Raw genomic sequence first — 25,316 nt, 5'->3', positions numbered from 1 at the left:
GCGGCCTCTGGTTTTAACGGTGCCGGACGGCGTCCAGGCTAGCAGATCGCTCCATACATCCCTTTTCCCGTACGTAAATCGAGTCCGAAATAGCATGCGTATCCCGCCTCTTTTGTATGAACACAGCGAATGTCCCCCCTGCGCCGCTCCCGGTAGTCTGCCGAGGAACTGCATGCCTGTTCCTGTTTCACATCGGGGCCGAGCCGGGCAAACAGTTCCCGCGCCAATTCCCCTTTGACCATGATTGCCACTTTCCGGTCGTTTCGCGTGGGCGGCAGCATTTCGGACAGCGTTCCGCCATAGATCTGATAGTCACCCCGCAAGGGGCGTGGTTCACCAGTCCATGCCGGCGGCTTGTCCGCGGCCTGGGAAGGTAAGAATACAGCGAGCGCCATGGCGCAGCATGCAGGCCGAGTATGCATCAGTGCTCTCCGATATAGCACTCACCGATGCCATGGCCGAGGGGAGACGTGGCCCAGCAAGTGTCATGGTGACTTTTTTATATCATGTTTGTTACCAAGTGTGAGTATGTCGCTGCCTATTTCGTGCACACTTTGCCGGATATCAAACCGGGAGTGTATCCATGACCAGGTCACGCAGCTTGCCGCCACGATTGCTGGGAGCGGGCTTCAGGGGATTTTCCTTGCTGCCGCTGGCGATCTCATTTGTCGTGCTCGTGTGCCTGTCGCTCCTGGCGACCCAGTTATGGATGACCTTGCGTGCGCGCGAGGTGCAATTGAATGAAGCGGGCCGTGAAAGCGCCAACCTGGCGCAATCTGTTGCCCAGCATGCCTATGACACCATCAAGGAGGCCGATACGGTGCTGGTCGGTTTGGTGGAGCGGCTGGAGGCGGACGGTGTCTCCGACCTTGAACTGGCCCGTCTCCATAAATTGCTGGTCACCAGCGTAGCCGAGCTGCGGCAGCTGCACGGCATCTTCGTCTATGCCAGGGATGGCAGCTGGCTCGTGAACTCTCAGAAAACTTTGTTGAGTAATCTGAATAATTCCGATCGAGATTATTTCAACTACCATCGAACGCATGATGATCGGGGGCCTTATGTCGGCCCGCCCGTGCGCAGCAAATCGACGGGGGACTGGATAGTCACGGTATCGCGGCGTATCAATTTGCCTGACGGCAGCTTCGGCGGCGTGGCGCTGGCAACCATCGATATGCATTATTTCAGGCAGTTTTATGAACGTTTTTCAATAGGAGAAAAAGGCGCCATTTTCATCGCGAATGGAAAAGGCATTCTTTTATTGCGCAGGCCGTTCGATGAGAGTTTGCTGGGGCGCGATCTTTCGCAGTTTCCCTTATTTCATGATTATTTACCGAAAAGTCCCGCAGGCACGGCCGTGATCAAGTCGCGGGTCGATGGCGTGACGCGCATCAACAGCTATCGAAGAGTCGAAGAATATCCGCTGGTGGTCTCTGCCGCATTGTCACAGGATGAAGTCCTCGCTGCATGGCGCCTCGATACCGTGATACAAAACGCCGTGGGCGGGGTGCTGGTATTGCTGATCGCGTTTATCGGATACCGGGTGGTGCGGCTGATCGATTTGCGGGTGAAAAGCGAGGCGGGACTGCTTGAAGCGCGCAACGAGCTGGAATTGATCAATGAAACCCTGGCCCGCCTTGCCAATCAGGATGGGTTGACGGGGCTGGCGAACCGGCGCCACTTCGACCAGTCGCTGCTTGCCGAGTTCAGCCGTGCGCAGCGTGAAAATAGCTCACTTGGACTGGTGTTGATCGATGTCGACTTCTTCAAGCAATACAACGATATCTATGGCCATGTGGCCGGCGACGAGTGTCTGAGAAAACTCGGCAAGGTAGTGGCTTACAGCATGCGCCGGCCGGGCGACCTTGCGGCGCGCTATGGCGGCGAGGAAATGGTCATTTTATTGCCGGGGACGGATTTGCCGGGTGCCTTGACGGTGGCGGAAGACGTCCGCCAGGCCGTGCAATCGCTGGGAATCGAGCATCGTGGCAATCCTCTTGGCGTGGTGACGGCCAGCGTCGGTGTGGCGGCGTTGATGCCGACGTACCTGAAAAACCAGGCGGTCGAGCTGGTTGAACTCGCGGATAAGGCACTGTACAAGGCCAAGGCAGCGGGGAGAAACCGGGTCTGCCATGCGTCAGCTTGCGATCATGCCGATCAGGCTGCGACGGCTTTGGCGTTTCGATAGCCATTGTTGAAGGCTGATGGCGCTGCGTCGGGTTTGCCCTGCGCTGCGCGTGCGCCAGCCTTGTCCATGTACAATCGGCAACATCCGGATCGACGTGTCCGCCTCTTCATTCTGGAGTACGCTGCAGGGACTGGAAGTCGTGCAGGATTGGCTGGGCTAAGGCTCCGGTCACCCCACGCGATCTAGCAAATCGATCCAGCAATGCTTTTGCCACTGCGCAAGTTAAAGCCGAAGTGACACCTATAGCCGTCATGATCCCGGAGACAGGAAACATTTTCCTTGTCGCGCTGCCGATAGCCTTTCTCCAAACTGCAGCGCTCTTTCGAATCCGGAGCCATCGAGTCAAACATGTCCCTGGCAACGGCCCCCGTGACCACGAAAGAAATCTTGCGGTCATGCGGTGTGGGCGGCTGTTGCTCGCCCAAGGTATTCGAATAAATCAGATAAGCCCCTTTGAACTGTTTGTATTCGCCCCAGTCGCTGCTGCCGCCTGCATAGGCCAGCGAGAATACGGTGATGGCGCCGAAGGCCACAGCCCACAGTTTTTTCATATCAGGCTCTCAGTTCCAGATGGAAATGATGGTCGTGATTTTTGAATGGTGTCCGAATGGAATGCCGGTATCGTTAAACAGCACCCTGCGCACACTGGCATGGGCCCGAAAAAGTGCGATGAGCTTTGCCGTCGCGGCTTGATCGTAGTCTTTGTCGTACCAATAAACAGGGAGTTGAAGGCAGTCCCTGCGCAGTGGACGAATGTCTACCTCCAGGCCGGATTTGTGCGTTGAGTGTTCCCCGTAGGCGGTGCCGTTAGCCAGACTGATGTTGCCAATCCCGAATTGCCGGTCATCGATTGCTTGCCATTCGCGTTCCACATACAGGAGCGCCATCATCATGTTTGGATGCGCGTACTGGCCCGCGCCCGTACCCGGGGTGCCATAGACGTAATACCCTGCGTCTTCCGGAGCCTGGGGCAGGATGAAAAACCCGCGCTTGTCCCTGGGCTGAACTTCAAGCATGCTCGACTCCGCTAGGTGCGACGATGGGGGGAGTTTGCATTGTTTCGCATTCCTTTCCGCCTGGAATTGCGGGATCGCAAACAATGGCAAGCTGGCGCCGGGTTTGTCCCTTGCTCTCGGCGGCGCGTGCGCCAGCCTGGCCCATGTACAATCGGCAACATCCGGATCGACGTATCCGCCCCTTGATTGCGGAGTCTGCCCGAAGGTGACAAAAACATTGCAAACCTGGCTGCTGGCCTGGCGGGAAGCCTTCACGTGCGTGGGGCTGGGGCTGCGCGATGCCCGTCATGCGGGACTGTGGTGGCGTTCCGCGCTGTGGTGCATGGCGGTCGTGGCGCTGTGGCTGGGACTGTATAGCAGCTTCGGACGTTTTTTTGTCGAGCTCAGCGCCATGCTGGCGCTGGTGTCCGTTACCGGCTTGCTGGGCCTGGGCGTGATGGATGGCGTCGGGACACTGGCCAACGGGCCTGCCACCGTCACGCAGATGGGCAATATCGCCGGCGGCCTGGGCAGCGCCGCCAAAGCCTTGCTGTCGATCGGCCAGATCGCCCTGGCGCTGCTGGCGCTGGCTGCATTTTTCTATGTGATGGTCTTTATCGTCGGCGCCATCGGCACGGTGCGCTTGCCGCTGCGCTGGTTGTTGCTGGAGCGCGCCAAGGCCGTTGTGGCGCGCCGCTATGCCATGTGGCAAGCGCCGGCCGGCCTGGATGCATGCGCCGCGCGCCCCGCCTGGCGGCGGCGCCTGTTGCTGCTGCTCTCCCTGCTGATCCCCGTGTGGGCCATGTGCGTGCTGATCGCGTACTTGCTGGCCTGGAACGTCCAGATGATCTACGGAGCGGCGGCCGCAGAGGTACTTGGCGCGGAACAGCAAGCGGCATTGCGCCGCGAACAGCGTCCGGCGATTGTTGCCCTGGGCCTGCTGTTATGCTTGCTGATGCTCGTGCCGGTTCTCAATTTATTGGTGCCAGCCTTGCTGTGCACCAGCGTGTGCCACTTGCAGCGCCGCGGCTGGCGCGCAAGGGACACATCAATCAATGTGGAGTAAAAAGGAGTGAACATGAGTGAACATGCAGGTCGCGGCACCTTGGAGCGCGCGATTGAAATTGCCGCCGCCACCCATGCCGGCCAGACGGACAAGGGCGGCGCGCCGTACATTTTGCACCCCTTGCGCGTGATGCTGCGCGTCGCTCCCGGCGCTCAGCAAATCGTCGCTGTGCTGCATGACGTGGTGGAAGACAGCGATGGCAAAGTCACCTTCGACGATCTGGCGCGCGAAGGATTTTCCCGGGAAGTCATCGACGGCGTGCGCGCCGTGACCAAGATCGAGGGCGAGTTGTATGAAGATTTCATCGCCCGCGCGGCCCTGGACCCGGTCGGCAAGGCCGTCAAGCTGGCGGATCTGGCGGAGAATAGCGATCTGTCGCGGATAGGGGAGCCGACGCAGAAGGATCTGGAGAGGATAGAGAAATATCGGAGGGCGATCGGGTATTTACGGGGGGACGTTTTTTAGTTTCAAGGTGGCGCGGCGCACCTTTGCGCAGCATCAATATCTTGGCTTCAAGTAGCGGGAACACCCGAAAACGATGCCATCAGTGTATGGATGTTTGATTCTACGCAATGCCCAGAAAATGCATAACGGCAAAAATCGTCGAGTGCGCATGTTTTTTTGCGAGCGAAGGTGCGAGCTCTGCCAACTACATCGGCGCGTGACATGCTCCGTGAGATGTACGGGAGCATCACCTGGTGCCATTTGCGTTGAGCTGAGCGCTGAGGTTTTACATTCAGGAGTGCGCATGCTGGAATTGCAGCCCATGGATAGACGCGGCTACTTTAATCTTCCGCAAAGGCCGGAAGGCGCGGGTTACTACACCTATGGAACACCGCCCAATGGTGCCGGCCAGTATGCTCATCCCAAGTTGCTTTCGCTGCTATTCTTGGTTGAACATCAATGGCAGGGCATCGATAGCCGGAAAATTGGTTTCGGAAATATCAGCCTGGCTGATGGAACTCCCTACAGTGAACATAAAGGTCATCGAAGCGGAAAAGACGTCGACGTCCGATTGCTTCGCAAAGACAAAATGGAGAGCGCTGTAACAAGGTTTGACACGCACTACGACCGCGATGCAACGGCACAGCTGATCCGCATATTTTTTGAATTCAGCTTTGTCCAGGTTATCTTTTTTAATGACCCCACCATCCCCCGGATAAGACCACTGATACGCCACGACGACCATTTTCATGTCACGATCAAGTAGCGGGGCAGATGACATGAAACGTCTTCTCGCTGTTTTTCTTCTCTTTGTTTTGGCTACGGCCATGGCCCAATCCGCCCCCCAATGGCTATTTTCTTATCAGCCATTCAAAGGCCGCTATGCGATTTATGGCGGAAGCCTGAGCGATCCACAGCCGCCGACCAGGAAAGACAAGCGCATCGCGTTCTGGATCGACGGCAAGGCGGCGAAACAGCTATTTGATGCGATGGGCCCCGACTTGCGCAACGCGTGCGGCGTGGATGGCGAATATCGCCTGCGCCAGCGGGCGGAAGTGAGCTGCTCCTACCATCCCCGTGATGGCCATCACTGCGACTTCGGCTTTGACCTGCTGACCGGGCGCAGCATCGGCGGCTCCATATGCTGAGACGCGCCAGCCTGCTATGCGTTACGCTGCTGTGCCTGCTGTTGGCGAACCAGGCCCGGGCTATATGGGAATTTGCAGAGAGAAATTTTTCAGCTTCGTACGCGATCTACGGTGGATATCTCGACGATGCCGTGGCCCCGGTTGCGGGCGATACCAAAGTCGCGTTTCGCTTGACGGGCACCGCCGCAAAAGACCTCTTCGAAGACATCGGTCCGGATATGCGCGATGGCTGCGCCGATCCGCAAATACGCATTCGTAATCGTGACATGCTGCTGTGCCGATATCGATCAAAGGATGGTTATCGCTGTGATTTTGGGTTTGATTTGTCGACGGGCTTGAGTATTGGGGGAACGGTGGGTGGGGCGGTGTGCGGGGAGTAGCGAGGGTCAGGCCCGGCATACGCGCACAGCCTGAACAGCTAAGGTTGTTGTTAGAAAAAACCGCCTGCGGCGCAAAAGCCAGTCAGACGAATCGGAGAGGGTTGCGCTTGCAAGCGCAACCCGGTTGTGCGGCGCCGGGCTGCGCTCGCCGAAGGCCCCGCACAACCCCCGCGCCCGTACCGGACGCGGATTCGACGCCCGCGTTCTGCATGCATGGAGACGGCGGGAATCGAACCTATCGCAAAGCTAGATTTCACGCGTCTAATCAGCTCTTCCGTGTCAAAATGTTGACATATCAAACGCGGTTCGATAACTCATCAGAACTAGCGCGTATAACATTTTTAACGCCACGGGTAAGAAGACCATGACTGAAATCACATTCCGTGAACATTTTACACGTGACACGTTCCCGTACTGGCCTTGCCCATCTTGTTCCGAGGGAACGCTCCTCCTCGAGGTGAAATCGTTAATCGATATCGAAACTGCTGCCAGTGCACGGGAAAGCTTCGAGGAACATTGGTTACCCGATCAAACAAAGGGGCGATTTTTTGCTACATTTAGATGTAGAAATTGTCATGATCCCGTCCTCTGTTCAGGTAATACAGGTGTTGAGCGAGATGATGGCTCAGGAGATTATTTTTCATTTTATAGTCCGAAGTATTTTTTGCCTGCAATTCCAATAATAAATTCAAAATTTAATTTGGCTTTGCCGAGATGCGTTCAGATACTGTTAGATAACGCATTCGAACTATACTGGTGTGATCTTGATGCATGTGCCAATAGGATGCGCGCTACATTAGAAGCCGTGTTAGATGAGATGAAGGTCCCTAGACGGGTTCGCGATGATGTCGCGAAAGAATTGAGTCTGCATCAGCGAATAGACAGAATGATGGACCAGGTTCCAGGAGAAGTGGGGCGTATGATTCTTGCTCTAAAATGGCTTGGAAACGCTGGGTCACATGAATTGAAAGGAATAGATCGGAAAGAGATATTGAAAGGATTTCAGTTTTTTGAGTACTGCCTAACAAAATTGTTTCCTAGCACCGTGGAAAACGGGGCTCAACTTCTTATTCATGCCGAAGAAATTATTTTAAAGTTCGGGGCGATTCGGAAGTAGATTTGGGTAGATAGGGGCAATTGTGGATGGAAGGGGAGTGTATCGTTCAACTACACGCCACCTTCAGCATTCCGCAACTGTTTGTTCTTGCCGTGAACCTAATTTTTCATTATTAGCCAAAAATTTGTTCGGCACGCGCTCCGGCTTTGCTATCAGCATCCGGCATCCAGCGCCCATATACCTGTGTGATCATTGTCCAATCGGCATGCCCCATCTGTTTTGCCAACCACATGGGGTGTTCACCGATCGAGAGCATCATGCTGGCGTAGGTGTGCCGCGTCTGATAAGGGAGCGAGCAAGGGAGCGAGGGTCAGGCCTGGCATTCGGACACAGTCTGAGCCGCTAATGTTTTGTTAGGAAAAACCGCCTGCGGCGCAAGAGCTAGCCAGAAGAATCGGAGAGGGTTGCGCTTGCAAGCGCAACCCGGTTTTGCGGCGCCGAGCTGTGCTCGCCGAAGGCCCCGCACAACCCCCGCGCCCGTACCGGACGCGGATTCGATGCCCGCGCTCTGCATGCATGGAATAAATAAAAAGGGCCTCCCCGCCAAAACGGGGAAGCCCTTTTATTTATTCAGTGGTGGAGACGGCGGGAATCGAACCCGCGTCCGCAAGCACTCCACAGACAGTTCTACATACTTAGCACTATCATTTAATTTAACTCAGCCAGCACGGATGTGCACGTTATGGGCAAGCGAGTTACCTATTATTTAGTCGGACGCTAAGTAACCCAGCATACGACGAGTCCCTGTAAATGACTCTAGAGCTTTTGACGGCCCACCCCAGGGACGAGGTGTTCTAGAGCTAACAGCGATTAAGCTGCCAGTGCGTACGAGTTATCGTTTGCAGTTAAGTTTTTTCAGGTTGTATTTACGAGGTAGCCCGCCCTCGGTATGCCCTGCGCTGCTTTGCAACCCACGTCGAAACCAGGTCGTCCCCACAGAACCTTCATTGTAGCGCAATCTTCACACTCTTGCATGATGCATTCGCAGTAATGGATAGAAGGCCAGGCAGATGCAGTTTCAAGCCATCAAGCCGCCAGCTGCCGCTCCTGCGCCGCCTTCACCACAGTACTCACCAGCTCGAGCAACGCTTGCGGCGTATCGAGCAAATGGTCGGCGTTCCAGTGCTGCGGTTCGACGGGGCCGCAGTAGCCCCAGGCGCAGGCGACCGTGCGCATGCCGGCGGCGCGGCCGGCCTGGATGTCGCGCAGGTCGTCGCCCACGTACCAGCAGTCTTCCGGCGCCAGCTCCAGGCGGCGGGCCGCTTCCAGCAGGGGGGCGGGGTGCGGTTTCGGGTGCGCCATGGTGTCGCCCGAGATCACGCAGCCGGCGCCGCCCAAGCCGATCTGGCCCACCAGCGGGTCGGTGAAGCGGGCGGCCTTGTTGGTGACCACGCCCCAGGCCAGGCCCAGGGCGCTCAAGCCTTCCAGCATGGCGGGGATGCCGTCGAATAAACGGCTTTCCACGGCCAGGGCCGCTTCGTAATTGTTCAGGAAGCCGTCTTTCAGCGCTTCGTAGCCGCTTTCGCCCGGTTGGACGCCATACGATGCGCCGATCATGCCGCGCGCGCCGGCCGAGGCCGTGGGGCGCAGGATGTCATACGGAGTCGGCGCCAGGCCGGCGCGCGCGCGCAGCAGGTTGATGGCCGCTGCCAAGTCGGGCGCGGTGTCGGCCAGGGTGCCGTCGAGGTCGAACAGGATGGCGCGCGGGGCTGGCAGATGGTCAGTGATCATGGCGGGCAAAGTGTGTCAAGTGGGAATGAAAAATGGCGGCCGCAGCCGCCTTGTATTGTGCGTGATGGTTACAGCGGCCGGGTGCAGGCCACCAGATAATTGACGCTGGTATCGCTATTAAGTGAGTAAATCTTGGTCAGCGGATTGTAGCCCATGCCGCGCATGCTGTTGACGTCCAGGCCGGCACTGCGCAGGTATTGCGACAGTTCGGCCGGGGTGATGAATTTGTCATAGTCGTGCGTGCCTTTCGGCAGCAGACGCAGCAGGTATTCGGCGCCCAGGATGGCGAACAGATACGCTTTCGGGTTGCGGTTCAGGGTCGACAGAAAAACGTGGCCGCCCGGTTTCACCAGGGTGGCGCAAGCCTTGACGATGGCGGCAGGGTCCGGCACGTGCTCGAGCATTTCCATGCACGTCACGACGTCGTACTGGCCCGGCTCTTCCGCGGCCATGGCTTCGGCGGCGATCAGCTTGTAGCGTACCTTGGCACCGGATTCCAGGCTGTGCAGGTCGGCCACTTTCAATGCCTTGTCGGACAGGTCGATGCCCGTCACGTCGGCGCCCTTGCGGGCCATCGATTCGGCCAGGATGCCGCCGCCGCAGCCGATGTCGATCACGCGTTTGCCGGCCAGCGGCACTTTCGCGTTGATCCATTCGAGGCGCAGGGGATTAATTTCGTGCAGGGGACGAAACTCGGAAGTGGGGTCCCACCAGCGGTGGGCCAGCTCACTGAATTTTTGGATTTCGAGAGGGTCGGCGTTCATAGGTCGAATAATAGCGGCAATTTTACAATTGGGCAGCCACGGACGAAAAAAAACCCCGCCGTGGCGGGGTTTTTCAGCTGTTCTTGACTTGCGCGATGATTTGCGCCGAGTCGAGGGGGCAGCTATTACTTGTTGCGGGTACCAACAACTTCGATTTCCACGCGACGGTTTTTCGCACGGCCTTCGGCAGTTTTGTTATCAGCAACAGGTTGTTTTTCGCCTTTGCCTTCGGTGTACACGCGGTTGCTTTCAACGCCTTTGGTAACCAGGTAGGCTTTGACAGCATCAGCACGACGTACCGACAGTTTTTGGTTGTAAGCATCGGTGCCGACGGAGTCGGTGTGACCCACAGCGATGATGACTTCCAGGTTGATGCCGCCCAGTTGTGCGGTCAGCTCGTCCAGCTTGGCTTTGCCTTCTGGCTTCAGCGTAGCTTTGTCGAAATCGAAGAATGCATCAGCGGCGAAGCTGACTTTTTCCGAGGTAGGAGCAACGACGACTGGCACTGGCACGACTGGTGCTGGTGCTGGTGCAGGTACGACTGGCGCTGGAGGTGCTACGCATTTGCCGTCTTGCAGGGTTTCTGGCTCTACGCACAGTGGTACGTCGCAACCTGGCACTGCGTCAGCAGGTGTCCAGTAGCCGGTGCGCCAGCACAGGCCGAATGGGTCACGCACGATCACGCCGCGGGCATCTTGCACGTAAGCGCTTTTCGGGCTTGGTGCTTGGATGTCAGTGGTAACTGGCGCGAATGGTGGGGAGGTTGGGGTTTGGGCCGAAGCCGAGCCAGCAATCACTGCGGATGCAGCGAAAAACAGCGTTACAAATTTATTCATTCTTTTTTCCTTTCGGGGGGTGATATCCGCAGAACAACACTGCGCTACTGGTGCTACGTGCCAAGATTTTATCATGTAGACCATATGCGCTCGTTTCAGATTGCGAAACTAGCAATTAACTTCCCAGTCATTTTGCCACACGCATCAGGGGCGCACGACCGTGGTTAAATCAAAGCTTGCCCGATTTTAGACCGTGCGTTGTTTTTGCGCAACGAAAATGCCCATTTGTAACGCATCTGTAACAATTGATCGCTTTTCTTGCCACTTTTAAGGGCAGGTGTCTTGAACTGACATTGCCGTTGTGCATTATCGGCAGAGCAACATGCACGACCCCGGTGCAAACTGCCAATGTTGCTGGTCTGGCCAATTTGTACAGGTAGCTGGGCGCGCATGCTAAAATCGTGCGCTTGACTGTTAAGAGTGCCGGGCAAATGCCCACGGCGGCACTGCATGGCCAGCACGTACCCTTGCGGTACCCGTACTGGCCTTGCCGCCAGCCCGCCGATTTGTTTTGGCACTCTGCGACATGGAAGCCGGGCCACGCCAGCAGCGCGCGGCGCGGCGTCCACGACGACAGCCACCCAGGATATGCAGTATTGCGTCATACATTGCGTAACAGATAAGTTAACCACAGCCTGAGATCAGTCGAACCGCCAATGGATCAATTCGCAAAAGAAACAATTCCTATTTCCCTCGAAGAAGAGATGCGCAAGAGCTACCTCGATTACGCCATGAGCGTGATCGTCGGTCGCGCCTTGCCCGATGCGCGCGATGGCTTGAAGCCAGTGCACCGCCGCGTCTTGTTCGCGATGCATGAAATGAATAACGTGTGGAACCGCCCTTACGTCAAGTGCGCCCGCGTGGTCGGCGAAACCATGGGTAAATACCATCCCCACGGCGATGCCTCGATCTACGACACACTGGTACGCATGGCGCAGGATTTCTCGCTGCGCTACATGCTCGTCGATGGCCAGGGCAACTTCGGTTCCGTCGACGGCGACGGCGCCGCGGCGATGCGTTACACCGAGTGCCGCCTCGACAAGATCGCCGGCGAGCTGCTGGCTGATATCGACAAGGACACCGTCGACTTCCAGCCCAACTACGACGGCAAGGAAAAGGAACCGACGGTCTTGCCGACGCGTATCCCGAACCTGCTGATCAATGGCTCGTCCGGTATTGCCGTCGGCATGGCGACGAACATTCCGCCACACAACATCACCGAAGTCATCGACGGCGCGCTGCACGTGCTGCGCAACCCCGATTGCACGATCGATGAATTGATCGAGCTGATCCCGGCGCCGGACTTCCCGACGGCCGGCATCATCTATGGCGTGTCCGGCGTGCGCGACGGCTATCGCACGGGCCGCGGCCGCGTTGTCATGCGCGCCAAGACCCACTTCGAGGAATACGGCAAGGATGGCGGCCGCATCGCCATCATCGTCGACGAGCTGCCCTTCCAGGTCAACAAGAAATCCTTGCTGGAACGCATCGCTGAAAACGTGCGCGACAAGAAGCTCGATGGCATTTCCGACATCCGCGACGAATCCGACAAGTCGGGCATGCGCGTGGTGATCGAGCTGAAGCGGGGCGAAGTGCCGGAAGTGGTGCTGAACAACCTGTACAAGCAGACCCAGTTGCAAGACACCTTCGGCATGAACATGGTGGCCCTGGTCGATGGTCAGCCGAAGCTGCTGAACCTCAAGCAGATGCTGCAATGCTTCCTGTCGCACCGTCGCGAAGTGGTCACGCGCCGCACCGTGTTCGAACTGCGCAAGGCGCGCGAACGCGGTCACGTGCTCGAAGGCCTGGCTGTCGCGCTGGCCAACATCGATGACTTCATCGCCATCATCAAGGCCGCGCCGACGCCGCCGATCGCGAAGGTCGAGCTGATGGCCAAGGCCTGGGATTCGTCCGTCGTGCGCGAAATGCTGGCCCGTACGGGCGACGGCACGACGCCGGGCGGCGTCGATGCCTACCGTCCGGAAAACCTGCCGAAACACTACGGCATGCAGACGGATGGCCTGTACAAGCTGTCGGACGATCAGGCGCAGGAAATTCTGCAAATGCGCCTGCAGCGCCTGACCGGCCTGGAGCAGGACAAGATCGTCAACGAGTACAAGGACGTGATGGAACATATCGCCGACTTGCTCGACATCCTGGCCAAGCCGGAACGCGTCACCGTCATCATTACCGATGAAATGACCCTGGCGAAGAACGAATACGGCGCCGGCAACAAGGACGTGCGCCGCTCGCAGATCGAATTGAACGCGACCGACCTGGAAACGGAAGACCTGATCACGCCGCAGGACATGGTCGTGACCCTGTCGCACACCGGCTACATGAAGGCCCAGCCGATCACCGAATACCGCGCGCAGAAGCGCGGCGGACGCGGCAAGCAGGCCATGGCGACCAAAGAGGAAGACTGGATCGACCAGCTGTTCATCGCCAACACGCACGACTACATCCTGTGCTTCTCGGATCGCGGCCGCATGTACTGGCTGAAGGTGTGGGAAGTGCCGCAAGGCTCGCGCAACTCGCGCGGCAAGCCGATCGTCAACATGTTCCCGCTGCAGGACAACGAAAAGATCACCGTGATCCTGCCGCTGTCGGGCGAGAACCGCACGTTCCCGGAAGACCATTACGTGTTCATGTCGACCAGCCTCGGTACCGTCAAGAAGACGCCGCTGAAGGACTTCAGCAATCCACGCAAGGCCGGCATCATCGCGGTCGACCTGGACGACGGCGACTTCCTGATCGGCGCGGCGCTGACGGACGGCCAGCACGACGTGATGCTGTTCTCCGATTCGGGCAAGGCAGTGCGCTTCGACGAAAACGATGTGCGTCCGATGGGCCGCACGGCGCGCGGCGTGCGTGGCATGAACCTGGAAGAAGGCCAGCACGTGATCGCCCTGCTGGTGGCCGAGAACGAGCAGCAGTCGGTGCTGACGGCCACGGAAAACGGCTACGGCAAGCGTACGCCGATCACCGAATACACGCGCCATGGTCGTGGCACGAAAGGCATGATCGCCATCCAGACCAGCGAGCGCAACGGTAAAGTGGTTGCCGCGACCCTGGTCGATGCCAGCGATGAAATCATGCTGATCACCACCGGCGGCGTCTTGATCCGCACCCGCGTGTCGGAAATCCGCGAGATGGGCCGCGCGACACAGGGCGTGACCCTGATCGCCGTGGAAGACGGCACCAAGCTGTCCGGCCTGCAGCGCGTGGTGGAAACGGATATCGACGAAGTCGAGCTGACGACGGAGGCGGGCACGGATGCCGCGCCGGCAGCGGCCGAACCAGCCGATCCTGTCGACCCGGCCCAGCCGGAGTAAGATGATTGGGGCTCTTTCGGGAGCCCCAATTGCTATTGGCGCGTCTTTTCGTGGTGCTGCCAGCAGAATTTCGTAGGTCGGCTTAGCCCGTCGGGCGTAAGCCGACATGCATCCGGCAGTGCCCTTTTACCAGTCATTCAACATCCCGCATGCCATGAGAAAAATCGTCGCCACCTTCTTCGCCGCGTTTTCGCTGGCCTTCCTTGCGACCCTGCCGGCCCTGGCCCAGAGCACGCAAGCCACGCCCGCCCGCCAGGCGGCGCCAAGCCCCGCCATGAAAGTGGCCGTGCGGCGCATGCTCGACGCGATGCAGTTCCCGCAACTGACGCGCAGCATCTTCGACCAGATGCTGCAATCGGTGCCCGCCATGATCCGCCAGTCGGCGCAGCAGCAAATCAACAGCAACCCGAAACTGGACGAGCAGCGCAAGGCGCGCGCGCTGGCCAGCGCCGAGGAAGAAATCCCCCTGGCCATCGCCACCCTGACGCAGGTACTGGCCGACCCGACCCTGATCGACGAGCTGGGCGACGAAATGGTGCCCCTGTATGCGCGTTTTTACACGGTGCCGGAAGTCGAGCAGCTGACGGCCCTCTACAAGACGCCGCTGGGCCGCAAGATGCTGGCCACCATGCCGCAGCTGTCGGCCGAATCGATGGCCATCAGCCAGCGCGTGCTGATCCCCCGCGTGAACGCCGTGCTTGATCAGGTCATGCGGGCGGCCACGCAATCGCCCCAATAATTTCATTTCACTAAGGACCGTATCGTGACCCATATCTACAACTTCTCCGCCGGCCCCGCCGTTCTGCCCAAGGAAGTGCTGGCGCAAGCGGCCGCCGAGATGCAGGACTGGCACGGCAGCGGCATGTCGGTGATGGAAATGAGCCACCGTGGTCCCGAATTCATCTCCATTTACAAGCAGGCCGTGGCCGACCTGCGCGAGCTGCTGGCCGTGCCCGAGAACTACAAAATCCTGTTCTTGCAGGGCGGCGGCTTGGGCGAGAACGCCATCATCCCGATGAACCTGGTGGGCCTGGCCGCGCAGCAGCCGGCCACCGTCGACTTCGTGCACACGGGCTCGTGGTCGGGCAAGTCGATCCAGGAAGCGGCCAAGTATGCCAATGTGAACGTGGCCGCGTCCTCGAAGGCTGCCCGTTTCACTGGCGTGCCGCCCGTCGCCGAATGGAAGCTGACGCCAGGCGCCGCCTACCTGCACATCTGCACCAATGAAACCATCGACGGCGTGGAGTTCCAGCAGGCGCCAAGCGTGCCGCCAGGCACCACCATCGTGGCCGACATGTCCTCGCACATTTTGTCGCGCGTGATCGACGTGTCGCAATACGGCGTGATCTTCGGCGGCGCGCAGAAAAATATCGGCCCGGCCGGCCTGACCCTGGTCATCGTGCGCGAAGACTTGCTGGGCAAGGCGCTGCCGATCTGCCCGTCGGCGTTCGACTGGACCATCGTGGCCGAACATGAGTCGATGTACAACACGCCGCCCACCTACGGCATCTATATCGCCGGCCTGGTTTTCCAGTGGCTCAAACGCCAGGGTGGCGTTGCAGCCATGGAACAGCGTAATATTGAGAAAGCGGCGCTGCTGTACGCGGCGCTCGACGCGGACGACTTCTACCAGAACCGGGTCGACCCCGCATACCGTTCGCGCATGACCATCCCGTTCTATCTGCGCGATGAAAGTCTGAACGACGCATTCCTGGCCGGCGCCAAGCAGCGCGGCCTGCTGCAACTGAAGGGCCACAAGTCCGTCGGCGGCATGCGTGCATCGATCTATAACGCGATGCCGATCGAGGGCGTGCAAGCCCTGGTGAATTATCTGAACGAGTTTGCCGGACGCTGAGTCGCTTGACCGACCGCGCCGGCCCGCCGCCGGCGCAGGCCGCGCGGCCATGATTGAAGTACAGCTGACGAAACAAACCATCCATGACCGATAAATTGAAACCGCTGCGCGAACAGATCGATGCGATCGACGCGCAAATCCTCGAACTGCTGAACCGCCGCGCGCAAATCGCCCAGCAGGTGGGCCACGTGAAGGCCGAGACGCAGGCGCCCGTATTCCGTCCCGAGCGCGAAGCGCAGGTGCTGCGCGGCGTGGCCGAGCGTAATCCCGGCCCCATGGGTAACCGCGAAGTGCAGACCATCTTCCGCGAAATCATGTCGTCCTGCCGCTCGCTGGAAAAGCGCGTGACCGTGGCCTACCTTGGCCCGGCCGGCACCTTCAGCGAACAGGCCGTGTATCAGCAGTTTGGCAGCGCCGTTGAAGGCTTGCCGTGCGCGTCCATCGATGAAGTATTCCGTTCCGCCGAGGCGGGAACGGCGGACTTCGGTGTCGTGCCGATCGAAAATTCCTCGGAAGGCGCCGTCAACCGCACGCTCGACATGATGCTGCAGACCAGTCTCATCATCAGCGGCGAGGTGGCGATCGCCGTGCACCACAGCCTGATGACGAAGAGCGGCAGCATGGATGGCGTCACGTCCATCTGCGCCCATTCGCAGGCGCTGGCGCAGTGCCAGGTCTGGCTGAACCAGAACTACCCGCACATCGAGCGCCGCGCCGTGGCCTCGAATGCCGAGGCGGCCCGCATGGCCGGCGAAGACGGCACGGTGGCGGCGATTGCCAGCGAACTGGCCGGCGCGCAGTACAAGCTGGGCGTGGTCAAGGGCCATATCCAGGACGACCCGCACAACCGCACGCGCTTTGCCGTCGTGGGCACCTTGCAGACGGCGCCGTCGGGCAAGGACCAGACCTCGCTGGTGCTGGCCGTGCCGAACAAGGCGGGCGCCGTGTACCAGCTGCTGGCGCCCCTGGCCAGGCACGGCGTGTCGATGACGCGCTTCGAGTCGCGCCCGGCGCGCATGGGCAGCTGGGAGTATTATTTCTATGTCGACGTGGAGGGCCACGTGCACGATGCGGCCGTCGCCCAGGCGCTGGCCGAGCTGCAGAGCAATGCGGCGTTTTTCAAGGTGCTGGGGTCGTATCCGGTCAGTTTGTGACTTCGTTGACTGGTGTCGGATTACGCTGCGCTAATCCGACCTACGGTAAGCTGTAGGTTGGGTTAGCGCAGCGTAACCCAACAAACAACCACGGTAAGCCGTAGCTTGGGTTAGCGCAGCGTAACCCAACAACAGCCACCAGCCTAATCATTCACCAACTTTTAAAGAACACCATGTCTAAAAATATCGGTCCAGAATACGTCCGCGCCATCGCCCCTTACCAGAGCGGCAAACCGATCGCGGAAGTCGCGCGCGAATTCGGCCTCGACGAGGCAGCCATCGTCAAGCTGGCGTCGAATGAAAACCCGTACGGCATGCCGGAATCGGCGAAGCAGGCGATGATCGCCGCCATCGATGACCTGGGCCGCTACCCGGACGCCAACGGCTTCGACTTGAAAGCCGTGCTGTCCAAGCGCTACGACGTGCCGGCCGACTGGATCACCCTGGGCAACGGCAGCAATGACATCCTGGAAATCGCCGCGCACGCCTTCGTGCAGCATGGCCAATCCGTCGTCTACTCGCAGTACTCGTTCGCCGTGTACGCGCTGGCCACGCAAGGCCTGGGTGCGCGCCACATCGTCGTGCCGGCGCAAGCCTACGGCCATGACCTCGACGCGATGGCTGCGGCGATTGCCGACGACACGCGTCTGGTCTTCATCGCCAACCCGAACAACCCGACCGGCACCTTCCTGTCGGCCGCGCAGCTCGAAGCCTTCCTGCAGAAAGTGCCGGCGCACGTCGTCGTCGTGCTCGACGAAGCCTACAACGAATTCCTGTCGACCGACGACCAGTACGAGTCGACGGCCTGGGTGCGCCAGTATCCGAACCTGGTGGTGTCGCGCACCTTGTCGAAGGCGTATGGCCTGGCCGGCCTGCGCATCGGCTTTGCCATCGCCCAGCCGGTGCTGACAGACCTGATGAACCGCATCCGCCAGCCGTTCAACGTCAACTCGCTGGCGCAGGCCGCCGCGATCGCCGCCCTGAACGACAAGGCATTCCTCGAGCAAAGCGCGCGCAACAACGCGGCCGGCTACCAGCAGTTCACGCAAGCGTTTGATGCCCTGGGCCTGGAATACGTGCCGTCGCACGGCAATTTCGTGCTGGTGAAGGTGGGCGACGACGACGGCGCCGGCGCGCGCGTGAACCTGGCATTGCTCAAGCAGGGCGTGATCGTGCGTCCGGTCGGCAGCTATGGCTTGCCGCAATGGCTGCGCATTTCCATCGGCCTGCCGCAGGAAAACGCCATCCTCATCGCCGCGCTGACGAAAGCGCTGGCCTGACGATATGATGACGCCTGCACTGAACAAGGTAGTCATCTTTGGCGTGGGCCTGATCGGCGGTTCGTTCGCGCGCGCCTTGAAACATGCGGGCGCGGTCGGCACGGTGGTCGGCATGGGCCGCTCGCCGGCCTCGATGGCGCGCGCGTTGGAGCTGGGCATCATCGACGAGATCGGCGGCGACATGGCTGCTGCCTTGCTTGGCGCCGACCTGGTGCTGGTCGCCGCGCCCGTGGCGCAGACGGGCGCCATCCTGGCGTCCATCGCGCCGCACCTGCAGCCCGGTACCATCGTCACCGACGCGGGCAGCACGAAAAGCGACGTGGTGGCGGCCGCGCGCGCGGCCTTGGGGGGCAAGGTGGCGCAATTTGTGCCCGGCCACCCGATCGCGGGACGCGAGACGAATGGCCCCGATGCGGCCATCATCGACCTGTATCAAGGCAAGAAAGTGGTGCTCACGCCGCTGGCGGAAAATAGCGCCGCCGACGTGGAACGCGTGGCGGTCGCATGGCGCGCCTGCGGCGCCATCCTGCACACCTTGAGCCCTGAAGAACATGACAAGGTGTTTGCCGCCGTCAGCCATCTGCCGCATTTGCTGGCCTTTGCGCTGGTCGACGACATCGCCAAGAAACCGCACGCGGGCCTGCTGTTCCAATACGCGGCCAGCGGCTTTCGCGACTTTACGCGCATCGCCGGCTCATCGCCGGAAATGTGGCGCGACATCAGCCTGGCCAACCAGCCGGCGCTGCTGCATGAACTGGACGCCTACCTGGCGCAGTTGACGACCTTGCGCGCCCACTTGGCCGCGCACGACGGCGCCGCCATCGAGGGCGTGTATGCGAACGCCCAGCACGCGCGCCAGCAATGGATCGAGGCGATTGAAACGGCGGAAATACCGGCCGCGCCCACACGATAAATACTCAAGGATTCCAGCATGACCCAGACCAAGCACTACCCCCACCATATCGATCTGAAGCCGGTGATGCATGCCGAAGGCACGGTGCGCTTGCCCGGCTCGAAAAGCATTTCCAATCGCGTGCTGCTGCTGGCCGCGCTGGCCAAGGGCACGACGAAGATCATCGACCTGCTCGCCTCCGACGACACCTTCGTCATGCTGACTGCCCTGACGTCGCTGGGCGTCAAATGGACGCAGGATGAATTGACGGGCGATCCGGCCACCGCCCACCAGGTGCACCACGTGGAAGGCTGCGGCGGCGTGTTCCCGCACCACGAGGCGGACCTGTTCATGGGGAACGCCGGCACGGCGATCCGCCCGCTGACGGCGGCGCTGGCCGTGATCGGCGGCGACTACACCTTGCACGGCGTGTCGCGCATGCACGAGCGCCCCATCGGCGACCTGGTCGACGCGCTGAATGCCGTCGGCACGCAGATCGAGTACACGGGCGAGCAGGGCTTCCCGCCGCTGCGCATCCGCCGCGGCCACATCCACGCGCAACGCATCGCCGTGCGCGGCAACGTGTCGAGCCAGTTCCTGACGGCCCTGCTGATGGTGGCGCCGCTGATGGCGCGCGACCATGCCGTGACCATCGATGTCACGGGCGAGCTGATCTCGAAGCCGTATATCGAGATCACCCTGAACCTGATGCGCCGCTTCGGCGTGACCGTCGAGCATGACGGCTGGCAGTCGTTCACCGTGCAGCCGGGCCAGCAGTATCAAAGCCCGGGCACGATCCACGTGGAAGGCGACGCCTCGTCGGCCTCGTATTTCCTGGCGGCCGGCGCCATCGGCGGCGGTCCCGTGCGCGTGGAAGGCGTGGGGCGCGACAGCATCCAGGGCGACGTGCGTTTCGTCGAAGCCTTGCAGCAGATGGGCGCGACCATCACCATGGGCGAGAACTGGATCGAGGCGCGTTCGAACGGCGTGCTGAAAGCCGTCGACATGGACTTTAACCATATTCCCGACGCGGCCATGACGATCGCCGTGGCCGCCCTGTACGCGGACGGTACCTCGACCTTGCGCAATATCGCCAGCTGGCGGGTGAAGGAAACGGACCGCCTGGCCGCCATGGCGACGGAATTGCGCAAACTCGGCGCCGAAGTGGAAGAGGGCGCCGATTACCTGCGCGTGACGCCGCCGACCGAAATCCAGGCAGCGACCATCGACACGTATGACGACCACCGCATGGCCATGTGCTTCTCGCTCGCTTCGCTGGACGGCGCCGCGCGCCGCGGCAACGAGATGCGCATCAACGACCCGAAATGCGTGGCCAAGACCTTCCCCGAGTATTTCGCCGCATTTGCGGGGATTGCCAAAGATACTCTTATTTAACCGAAATCCGGGGTCAGACCCTCTCCACCTGCAACGCCAGTTCAGGCGTTGACGCAAGCGGGGGTCTGACCCCAGCCCTTTTGGGTTTAGTTTTTTTAAAGTGACAAAATAATGCCAACATCCACCATCCCAGTCATCGCCATCGACGGCCCCACCGCTTCCGGCAAGGGCACGGTGGCGCACCGTGTGGCCGACAAGCTGGGCTTTCATTACCTGGACTCGGGCGCGCTGTACCGCCTGACGGCCTTGAGCGCGCTGCGCCGCGGCACGGACTTGCGCGACGAGCACGCGCTGGCCAAGCTGGCCGAGCACTTGCCTTGCCACTTCGCCAATGGCGAGATCCTGCTGGCGCAGGAAAACGTCACCGATCAGATCCGTGCCGAAGAGGTGGGCAATACGGCGTCGAAAATTGCCGTATTGCCAACTGTGCGCCATGCCCTGGTCAGCTTGCAGCTGGGTTTTCGCAAGACGCCGGGCCTGGTGGCCGACGGGCGCGACATGGGCACGGTGATCTTCCCGCATGCCCAATTGAAGGTCTTCCTCACGGCCAGCGTCGAGGCGCGCGCGCAACGGCGCTACAAGCAATTGATAGACAAGGGTTTTTCTGCTAATATGGAAGACCTTCTGATGGATTTGCAGGCGCGGGACGAACGTGATACTCACCGTGCGATTGCGCCGCTGGTCCCCGCGGAAGGGGCGCATGTCCTCGATACGTCGGCAATGACGGCAGATGATGCCGTTGAAACCGTGTTGAAATGGTATGCAGCTGCAGCAAAATAGTGTGATTTCTATGCTATGTGGTGCCCGTTGACGGCTCCTGGCCTGTCCGGGTGTGTCAAAAACCTAACCCAGTTTAAGTCGCATCGTGCGATCTCTGCTGGATAACCTGTGTGAACCCTATGTCTACTGTTACAACTAACGAATCTACCGGTATGGAAAGTTTTGCTGCGCTCTTCGAGGAATCGTTGTCGCGTCAAGATATGCGCTCCGGCGAAGTTATTTCCGCTGAAGTCGTGCGCCTCGACCACAATTTCGTGATCGTGAACGCTGGCCTCAAATCCGAAGCATTCATCCCTGTCGAAGAATTCAAGAACGACCACGGCGAACTGGAAGTCAAAGTTGGTGACTTCGTTTCCGTGGCGATCGAATCGCTGGAAAACGGTTTCGGCGATACCATCCTGTCGCGCGATAAAGCCAAGCGTCTGGCTTCGTGGCTGGCTCTGGAAAAAGCGATGGAATCGGGCGAAATCGTCGTCGGTACCGTCAATGGTAAAGTCAAAGGCGGTCTGACCGTGTTGACCAACGGCATCCGCGCATTCCTGCCGGGCTCGCTGGTTGATACCCGTCCTGTCAAAGACACCACCCCATTCGAAGGCAAAACCCTCGAATTCAAAGTGATCAAGCTCGATCGCAAGCGTAACAACGTGGTTCTGTCCCGCCGCGCCGTCATCGAAGCTTCGATGGGCGAAGAGCGTCAGAAACTGATGGAAACGCTGAAAGAAGGCACGGTCGTGACCGGCGTCGTCAAAAATATCACCGACTACGGCGCGTTCGTGGATCTGGGCGGTATCGATGGCCTGCTGCACATCACCGACCTGGCATGGCGCCGTGTACGTCACCCGTCGGAAGTACTGACGGTTGGCCAGGAAATCACCGCCAAAGTCCTGAAATACGATCAAGAGAAAAACCGTGTTTCGCTGGGTGTGAAACAACTGGGCGACGATCCTTGGACCGGTCTGTCCCGTCGTTACCCACAAAGCACCCGTCTGTTCGGTAAAGTAACGAACCTGACCGACTACGGCGCGTTCGTTGAAGTGGAACAGGGTATCGAAGGTCTGGTACACGTTTCCGAAATGGACTGGACGAACAAAAACGTTGCTCCTAACAAAGTTGTCCAACTGGGCGACGAAGTAGAAGTGATGGTTCTGGAAATCGACGAAGAGCGTCGTCGTATCTCGCTGGGCATGAAACAGTGCAAAGCCAATCCATGGGACGACTTCGGTGTTACCCATAAGAAAGGTGACAAAGTCCGCGGCGCGATCAAATCGATCACCGACTTCGGCGTGTTCATCGGCCTGGCCGGCAACATCGACGGTCTGGTGCACCTGTCCGACCTGTCCTGGACCGAAACCGGCGAAGAAGCCGTGCGTCGCTTCAAGAAAGGTGACGAACTGGAAGCCATCGTTCTGGCCATCGACGTTGAGCGCGAGCGCGTTTCCCTGGGCGTCAAGCAACTGGAAGGTGACCCATTCAACAACTTCGCAGCCATGAACGACAAAGGTTCGCTGGTCACCGGTACCGTTAAATCGGTTGAGCCTAAAGGCGCCGTGATCCAACTGTCCGAAGAAGTTGAAGGCTACCTGCGCGCTTCCGAAATCTCGCGCGACCGCGTTGAAGATGCTGGTACGCACCTGAAAGTCGGCGACACCGTCGAAGCGATGGTGTTGAACATCGACCGCAAAGCCCGTGGTATCCAACTGTCGATCAAAGCGAAAGACAACGTTGAAACCCAGGAAGCCATGCAGAAGATGGCAGCTACCGACAACAACGCAGCTTCGGGCACCACCAGCCTGGGCGCCTTGTTGAAAGCTAAGTTCGATAACAAGAACTAAGACTGCGGATACGGCAGATGACAAAGTCCGAGCTGATCAACCGCCTCGCTGAGCGTTATTCTCAGCTGGTGGCGAAGGATGCGGAGTATGCCGTCAAGACCATTCTCGATGCGATGACCAACGCCCTGGCGACCGGTCAGCGTATCGAGATCCGCGGTTTTGGCAGTTTTGCCCTGAACAGCAGGCCCCCGCGCATCGGCCGCAACCCGAAATCCGGCGACAAGGTGATGGTTCCTGAAAAACGGGTACCCCACTTCAAACCGGGCAAACAGTTGCGCGAGCGGGTGGACGCGATGGTCGGGCAACCGATCATCGAGGATTAATCGTCTGCTGGAAGGCGACATAAAGAGCGGCGTCCTTGGATGCCGCTTTTTTTTGTTAATATGCTGTAGAGCACTGCTCAAACCTACTGCGCGTCGCGCTTTGCGGCCGGCGATGCTCACCGTACTTCAGTACGGTTGCGCTTCTCGGCCACAAATCGTTGCCGCTCGCTACGGTTTGATCAGCACTCTACGTTTGTGCCATGTGGTACGGGCATTTTTTTGTTCACTCTGGACCTATCGATGAAAATCATCTCCACCATCGTTGGCTGTGTTCTTTTCGTCCTGTTCTTCAGTTTCGCGCTGAAGAATGCGCAGGTTGTCGACCTGCATGTTTTCCTCAATTATGAAATTCGCGGCCCCCTGGTCCTGATGCTGCTGGGCTTTTTTGTCGCCGGCGCCAGCCTGGGCGTACTGGCGCTGACGCCGACCGTGTTCCGTCACCGCCGCGAAGCGAACAAGCAAAAGACCACCATTGCTGCGCTGCAGACCGTTGGCGTGGCCAGCAATGTCCAGCCGCAACCGGACAGCGTGAGCGCGCAGTAAGCGGCGCCGTCGCTCCTATCTCTCTTACTCGAATAAAAACAATCGCATGGATTTTGAACTCTGGTGGCTCTTGGGTATCCCGATGTTTTTCGCGCTGGGCTGGATCGCCGCGCGCGTGGACATTCATCAACTGGTGTCGGAATCGCGCAGCCTGCCGCGCAATTACTTCAAGGGCTTGAATTTCCTGCTCAACGAGCAGCATGACAAGGCCATCGACGCCTTCATCGAAGTCGTCAAGCTGGACCCGGAATCGGCCGATATGCACTTTGCGCTGGGCAACCTGTTCCGCCGCCGCGGCGAAACGGAGCGCGCCATCCGCGTGCACCAGAACTTGCTGGCCCGTCCGGACTTGCCGCTGGAACAGCAGGGCCACGCCGCCTACGAGCTGGGCATGGATTACCTGAAAGCAGGTCTGCTGGACCGCGCCGAAGAAACCTTCAACAGCCTGGTCGACACGCAATATGCGGCCCAGGCGCGCCGCGCGCTGCTGGAAATCTACCAGCGCGAAAAGGAATGGCCACGCGCCATCGAAGCGGCCGTGGGCTTGCAGGAATCGGGCGCCGGCGCGCGCCAGAAGGAAATCGCCCAGTTCTATTGCGAACTGGCGCATGACGCCCTCGTGCACATGAAGCCGGACGACGCCATGCCGCTGCTGGAAAAAGCCTTGCAGACGGACCGCAAGAGCGTGCGCGCCACCATCCTGACGGGCGACGTGCTGCTGGCGCGCGGCGATGTGGAAGGCGCGCTGACCACCTGGCGCCGCGTGGAACAGCAAAGCGTGCCGCACGTGGCCCTGGTCGCGCAGCGCCTGATGGATGGCTACACCAAGCTGGGCCGTGCACAGGAAGGCGTCAACCTGCTGCGTTCCTACCTGGAAGAGGCATCGTCGATCGACCTGATCGAAGTCGTCTTCAAGGCCGTTATCGAGCTCGACGGCGTGGAAGCGGCGAAGCAGCTGGTCAGCGCCGAGCTGCGCCGCACGCCGACCCTGCTGGGCCTCGACAAACTGCTGGAAGCGCGCATGATGGACGCCCCGGCCGCCATCTGGTCCGAGCTGTCGATGGTGAAAAACCTCGTGCACGGCTACACGCAGAAGCTGGCCCGCTACCAGTGCAGCCATTGCGGCTTCAAGGCACGCCAGTTCTATTGGCACTGCCCTGGCTGCAACAAGTGGGAAACGTATCCACCGCGCCGCACAGAAGAACTTAACGTCATGAACTGATTCGTACACGTCACCTTGCCCTGAGCAATGTGGCGTGTA

Annotated in this window: 25 protein-coding genes, 1 other RNA gene and 1 pseudogene; 19 read left to right on the top strand and 8 right to left on the bottom strand. The window is 59.7% G+C overall.

All coding sequences use genetic code 11. The features are described 5' to 3' along the window. Nucleotides 1–38: 38 nt before the first annotated feature. Nucleotides 39–395 (bottom strand): hypothetical protein, encoded by a 357-nt coding sequence (locus AC1Q6X_RS08000; protein ID WP_230503767.1) that lies wholly within the window; start codon nucleotides 393–395, stop codon nucleotides 39–41. A 188-nt stretch (nucleotides 396–583) separates the two neighbouring features. On the opposite strand from AC1Q6X_RS08000, the gene AC1Q6X_RS07995 reads away from it, so the two are divergent. After that, nucleotides 584–2,185: a GGDEF domain-containing protein gene (locus AC1Q6X_RS07995; RefSeq protein ID WP_492496285.1), complete on the top strand. Its 1,602-nt coding sequence runs from the start codon at nucleotides 584–586 to the stop codon at nucleotides 2,183–2,185. Nucleotides 2,186–2,367: 182 nt separating this feature from the next. Here AC1Q6X_RS07995 and AC1Q6X_RS07990 read toward each other — a convergent pair whose 3' ends face one another. Both AC1Q6X_RS07990 and AC1Q6X_RS07985 read right to left on the bottom strand, forming a co-directional pair. Then, on the bottom strand, nucleotides 2,368–2,736 hold the full coding sequence (locus tag AC1Q6X_RS07990; protein ID WP_121668693.1) for a hypothetical protein: 369 nt from the start codon (nucleotides 2,734–2,736) through the stop codon (nucleotides 2,368–2,370). 9 nt (nucleotides 2,737–2,745) lie between these two features. Further along, nucleotides 2,746–3,201 (bottom strand): hypothetical protein, encoded by a 456-nt coding sequence (locus tag AC1Q6X_RS07985; protein WP_492496282.1) that lies wholly within the window; start codon nucleotides 3,199–3,201, stop codon nucleotides 2,746–2,748. A gap of 205 nt (nucleotides 3,202–3,406) precedes the next feature. Between AC1Q6X_RS07985 and AC1Q6X_RS07980 the strand changes: the two genes are divergently transcribed. The 6 genes from AC1Q6X_RS07980 (at nucleotide 3,407) to AC1Q6X_RS07955 (ending at nucleotide 7,335) form a co-directional block, all read left to right on the top strand. Further along, nucleotides 3,407–4,246, top strand: a complete 840-nt coding sequence (locus AC1Q6X_RS07980; RefSeq protein WP_492496280.1) for a hypothetical protein — start codon at nucleotides 3,407–3,409, stop codon at nucleotides 4,244–4,246. Nucleotides 4,247–4,258: 12 nt separating this feature from the next. Continuing rightward, nucleotides 4,259–4,711: a GTP pyrophosphokinase gene (locus AC1Q6X_RS07975; RefSeq protein ID WP_492496278.1), complete on the top strand. Its 453-nt coding sequence runs from the start codon at nucleotides 4,259–4,261 to the stop codon at nucleotides 4,709–4,711. A gap of 283 nt (nucleotides 4,712–4,994) precedes the next feature. Continuing rightward, on the top strand, nucleotides 4,995–5,456 hold the full coding sequence (locus tag AC1Q6X_RS07970; RefSeq protein WP_139143186.1) for a M74 family metallopeptidase: 462 nt from the start codon (nucleotides 4,995–4,997) through the stop codon (nucleotides 5,454–5,456). A 13-nt stretch (nucleotides 5,457–5,469) separates the two neighbouring features. Then, on the top strand, nucleotides 5,470–5,838 hold the full coding sequence (locus AC1Q6X_RS07965; protein ID WP_070292055.1) for a hypothetical protein: 369 nt from the start codon (nucleotides 5,470–5,472) through the stop codon (nucleotides 5,836–5,838). Then, a complete protein-coding gene (locus AC1Q6X_RS07960; RefSeq protein WP_492496275.1) occupies nucleotides 5,832–6,218 on the top strand; it encodes a hypothetical protein in 387 nt (128 codons plus the stop codon). The genes AC1Q6X_RS07965 and AC1Q6X_RS07960 overlap by 7 nt, the downstream gene beginning before the upstream one ends. Before the next feature lie 364 nt (nucleotides 6,219–6,582). Then, nucleotides 6,583–7,335, top strand: coding sequence for a DUF8608 domain-containing protein (locus AC1Q6X_RS07955; protein ID WP_492496273.1), 753 nt, complete (start codon nucleotides 6,583–6,585; stop codon nucleotides 7,333–7,335). 112 nt (nucleotides 7,336–7,447) lie between these two features. Here AC1Q6X_RS07955 and AC1Q6X_RS07950 read toward each other — a convergent pair. From AC1Q6X_RS07950 to ompA, 5 genes and pseudogenes are all read right to left on the bottom strand, one after another. Next, a pseudogene (locus tag AC1Q6X_RS07950) lies at nucleotides 7,448–7,624 on the bottom strand (site-specific integrase); the annotation flags it as partial. A 285-nt stretch (nucleotides 7,625–7,909) separates the two neighbouring features. Continuing rightward, nucleotides 7,910–8,270, bottom strand: a transfer-messenger RNA (tmRNA) gene (gene ssrA / locus AC1Q6X_RS07945). A 91-nt stretch (nucleotides 8,271–8,361) separates the two neighbouring features. Then, nucleotides 8,362–9,066 carry an HAD family hydrolase gene (locus AC1Q6X_RS07940; protein WP_121670972.1) on the bottom strand — a complete coding sequence of 235 codons (705 nt, stop codon included), beginning with the start codon at nucleotides 9,064–9,066 and terminating at the stop codon, nucleotides 8,362–8,364. A 68-nt stretch (nucleotides 9,067–9,134) separates the two neighbouring features. Then, on the bottom strand, nucleotides 9,135–9,830 hold the full coding sequence (gene ubiG / locus AC1Q6X_RS07935; RefSeq protein ID WP_070219394.1) for a bifunctional 2-polyprenyl-6-hydroxyphenol methylase/3-demethylubiquinol 3-O-methyltransferase UbiG: 696 nt from the start codon (nucleotides 9,828–9,830) through the stop codon (nucleotides 9,135–9,137). 125 nt (nucleotides 9,831–9,955) lie between these two features. Continuing rightward, nucleotides 9,956–10,666: an outer membrane protein OmpA gene (gene ompA, locus AC1Q6X_RS07930; RefSeq protein ID WP_070219395.1), complete on the bottom strand. Its 711-nt coding sequence runs from the start codon at nucleotides 10,664–10,666 to the stop codon at nucleotides 9,956–9,958. A 656-nt stretch (nucleotides 10,667–11,322) separates the two neighbouring features. Between ompA and gyrA the strand changes: the two genes are divergently transcribed. The 12 genes from gyrA to lapB all read left to right on the top strand — a co-directional run bounded on the left by gyrA (nucleotide 11,323) and on the right by lapB (nucleotide 25,277). Next, nucleotides 11,323–14,001, top strand: coding sequence for a DNA gyrase subunit A (gyrA, locus tag AC1Q6X_RS07925; RefSeq protein ID WP_230503859.1), 2,679 nt, complete (start codon nucleotides 11,323–11,325; stop codon nucleotides 13,999–14,001). Between the two features lie 154 nt (nucleotides 14,002–14,155). Next, the gene (locus AC1Q6X_RS07920) at nucleotides 14,156–14,740 is read left to right on the top strand and encodes a DUF2059 domain-containing protein (protein WP_492496270.1); all 585 of its coding nucleotides are present in this window, start codon (nucleotides 14,156–14,158) and stop codon (nucleotides 14,738–14,740) included. Between the two features lie 24 nt (nucleotides 14,741–14,764). Beyond that, nucleotides 14,765–15,856, top strand: a complete 1,092-nt coding sequence (serC, locus tag AC1Q6X_RS07915) for a 3-phosphoserine/phosphohydroxythreonine transaminase (RefSeq protein WP_492496268.1) — start codon at nucleotides 14,765–14,767, stop codon at nucleotides 15,854–15,856. 83 nt (nucleotides 15,857–15,939) lie between these two features. After that, entirely contained in the window at nucleotides 15,940–17,010 is a 1,071-nt protein-coding gene (pheA, locus tag AC1Q6X_RS07910; RefSeq protein WP_409027005.1) for a prephenate dehydratase, read from the top strand. A gap of 173 nt (nucleotides 17,011–17,183) precedes the next feature. Further along, nucleotides 17,184–18,290, top strand: coding sequence for a histidinol-phosphate transaminase (gene hisC, locus AC1Q6X_RS07905; protein ID WP_492496266.1), 1,107 nt, complete (start codon nucleotides 17,184–17,186; stop codon nucleotides 18,288–18,290). Between the two features lie 4 nt (nucleotides 18,291–18,294). Further along, a complete protein-coding gene (locus tag AC1Q6X_RS07900) occupies nucleotides 18,295–19,203 on the top strand; it encodes a prephenate dehydrogenase (protein ID WP_492496264.1) in 909 nt (302 codons plus the stop codon). A gap of 18 nt (nucleotides 19,204–19,221) precedes the next feature. Continuing rightward, nucleotides 19,222–20,577 (top strand): 3-phosphoshikimate 1-carboxyvinyltransferase, encoded by a 1,356-nt coding sequence (aroA, locus tag AC1Q6X_RS07895; protein WP_492496262.1) that lies wholly within the window; start codon nucleotides 19,222–19,224, stop codon nucleotides 20,575–20,577. 111 nt (nucleotides 20,578–20,688) lie between these two features. Then, the gene (cmk, locus tag AC1Q6X_RS07890; RefSeq protein ID WP_492496260.1) at nucleotides 20,689–21,357 is read left to right on the top strand and encodes a (d)CMP kinase; all 669 of its coding nucleotides are present in this window, start codon (nucleotides 20,689–20,691) and stop codon (nucleotides 21,355–21,357) included. Between the two features lie 119 nt (nucleotides 21,358–21,476). Continuing rightward, entirely contained in the window at nucleotides 21,477–23,189 is a 1,713-nt protein-coding gene (gene rpsA / locus AC1Q6X_RS07885) for a 30S ribosomal protein S1 (protein WP_071650172.1), read from the top strand. A 17-nt stretch (nucleotides 23,190–23,206) separates the two neighbouring features. Continuing rightward, nucleotides 23,207–23,512 carry an integration host factor subunit beta gene (locus tag AC1Q6X_RS07880; protein WP_008446215.1) on the top strand — a complete coding sequence of 102 codons (306 nt, stop codon included), beginning with the start codon at nucleotides 23,207–23,209 and terminating at the stop codon, nucleotides 23,510–23,512. 240 nt (nucleotides 23,513–23,752) lie between these two features. After that, the gene (locus tag AC1Q6X_RS07875; protein WP_029496228.1) at nucleotides 23,753–24,055 is read left to right on the top strand and encodes a LapA family protein; all 303 of its coding nucleotides are present in this window, start codon (nucleotides 23,753–23,755) and stop codon (nucleotides 24,053–24,055) included. A gap of 46 nt (nucleotides 24,056–24,101) precedes the next feature. Further along, nucleotides 24,102–25,277, top strand: coding sequence for a lipopolysaccharide assembly protein LapB (gene lapB, locus AC1Q6X_RS07870; protein WP_070219401.1), 1,176 nt, complete (start codon nucleotides 24,102–24,104; stop codon nucleotides 25,275–25,277). Nucleotides 25,278–25,316: the final 39 nt, after the last annotated feature.

It is taken from the genome of Janthinobacterium sp. GW823-FHT06H09 (genome assembly GCF_058794735.1).
Note: the sequence above shows the minus strand (reverse complement) of the source record. Positions and strands in the feature narration are given on the sequence as shown.

Bases quoted from the DNA above. Each gene is read 5' to 3' on its own strand.
- lapB (WP_070219401.1), top strand. From the start codon at position 24,102: ATGGATTTTGAACTCTGGTGGCTCTTGGGTATCCCGATGTTTTTCGCG.
- AC1Q6X_RS07975 (WP_492496278.1), top strand. From the start codon at position 4,259: ATGAGTGAACATGCAGGTCGCGGCACCTTGGAGCGCGCGATTGAAATT.
- ompA (WP_070219395.1), bottom strand. From the start codon at position 10,666: ATGAATAAATTTGTAACGCTGTTTTTCGCTGCATCCGCAGTGATTGCT.
- ubiG (WP_070219394.1), bottom strand. From the start codon at position 9,830: ATGAACGCCGACCCTCTCGAAATCCAAAAATTCAGTGAGCTGGCCCAC.
- AC1Q6X_RS07990 (WP_121668693.1), bottom strand. From the start codon at position 2,736: ATGAAAAAACTGTGGGCTGTGGCCTTCGGCGCCATCACCGTATTCTCG.
- AC1Q6X_RS07985 (WP_492496282.1), bottom strand. From the start codon at position 3,201: ATGCTTGAAGTTCAGCCCAGGGACAAGCGCGGGTTTTTCATCCTGCCC.
- AC1Q6X_RS07940 (WP_121670972.1), bottom strand. From the start codon at position 9,066: ATGATCACTGACCATCTGCCAGCCCCGCGCGCCATCCTGTTCGACCTC.
- gyrA (WP_230503859.1), top strand. From the start codon at position 11,323: ATGGATCAATTCGCAAAAGAAACAATTCCTATTTCCCTCGAAGAAGAG.
- AC1Q6X_RS07995 (WP_492496285.1), top strand. From the start codon at position 584: ATGACCAGGTCACGCAGCTTGCCGCCACGATTGCTGGGAGCGGGCTTC.
- AC1Q6X_RS07920 (WP_492496270.1), top strand. From the start codon at position 14,156: ATGAGAAAAATCGTCGCCACCTTCTTCGCCGCGTTTTCGCTGGCCTTC.
- hisC (WP_492496266.1), top strand. From the start codon at position 17,184: ATGTCTAAAAATATCGGTCCAGAATACGTCCGCGCCATCGCCCCTTAC.
- rpsA (WP_071650172.1), top strand. From the start codon at position 21,477: ATGTCTACTGTTACAACTAACGAATCTACCGGTATGGAAAGTTTTGCT.
- AC1Q6X_RS07970 (WP_139143186.1), top strand. From the start codon at position 4,995: ATGCTGGAATTGCAGCCCATGGATAGACGCGGCTACTTTAATCTTCCG.
- AC1Q6X_RS07875 (WP_029496228.1), top strand. From the start codon at position 23,753: ATGAAAATCATCTCCACCATCGTTGGCTGTGTTCTTTTCGTCCTGTTC.
- AC1Q6X_RS07880 (WP_008446215.1), top strand. From the start codon at position 23,207: ATGACAAAGTCCGAGCTGATCAACCGCCTCGCTGAGCGTTATTCTCAG.
- pheA (WP_409027005.1), top strand. From the start codon at position 15,940: ATGACCGATAAATTGAAACCGCTGCGCGAACAGATCGATGCGATCGAC.
- AC1Q6X_RS07960 (WP_492496275.1), top strand. From the start codon at position 5,832: ATGCTGAGACGCGCCAGCCTGCTATGCGTTACGCTGCTGTGCCTGCTG.
- AC1Q6X_RS07900 (WP_492496264.1), top strand. From the start codon at position 18,295: ATGATGACGCCTGCACTGAACAAGGTAGTCATCTTTGGCGTGGGCCTG.
- aroA (WP_492496262.1), top strand. From the start codon at position 19,222: ATGACCCAGACCAAGCACTACCCCCACCATATCGATCTGAAGCCGGTG.
- AC1Q6X_RS07965 (WP_070292055.1), top strand. From the start codon at position 5,470: ATGAAACGTCTTCTCGCTGTTTTTCTTCTCTTTGTTTTGGCTACGGCC.
- AC1Q6X_RS07955 (WP_492496273.1), top strand. From the start codon at position 6,583: ATGACTGAAATCACATTCCGTGAACATTTTACACGTGACACGTTCCCG.
- AC1Q6X_RS08000 (WP_230503767.1), bottom strand. From the start codon at position 395: ATGGCGCTCGCTGTATTCTTACCTTCCCAGGCCGCGGACAAGCCGCCG.
- cmk (WP_492496260.1), top strand. From the start codon at position 20,689: ATGCCAACATCCACCATCCCAGTCATCGCCATCGACGGCCCCACCGCT.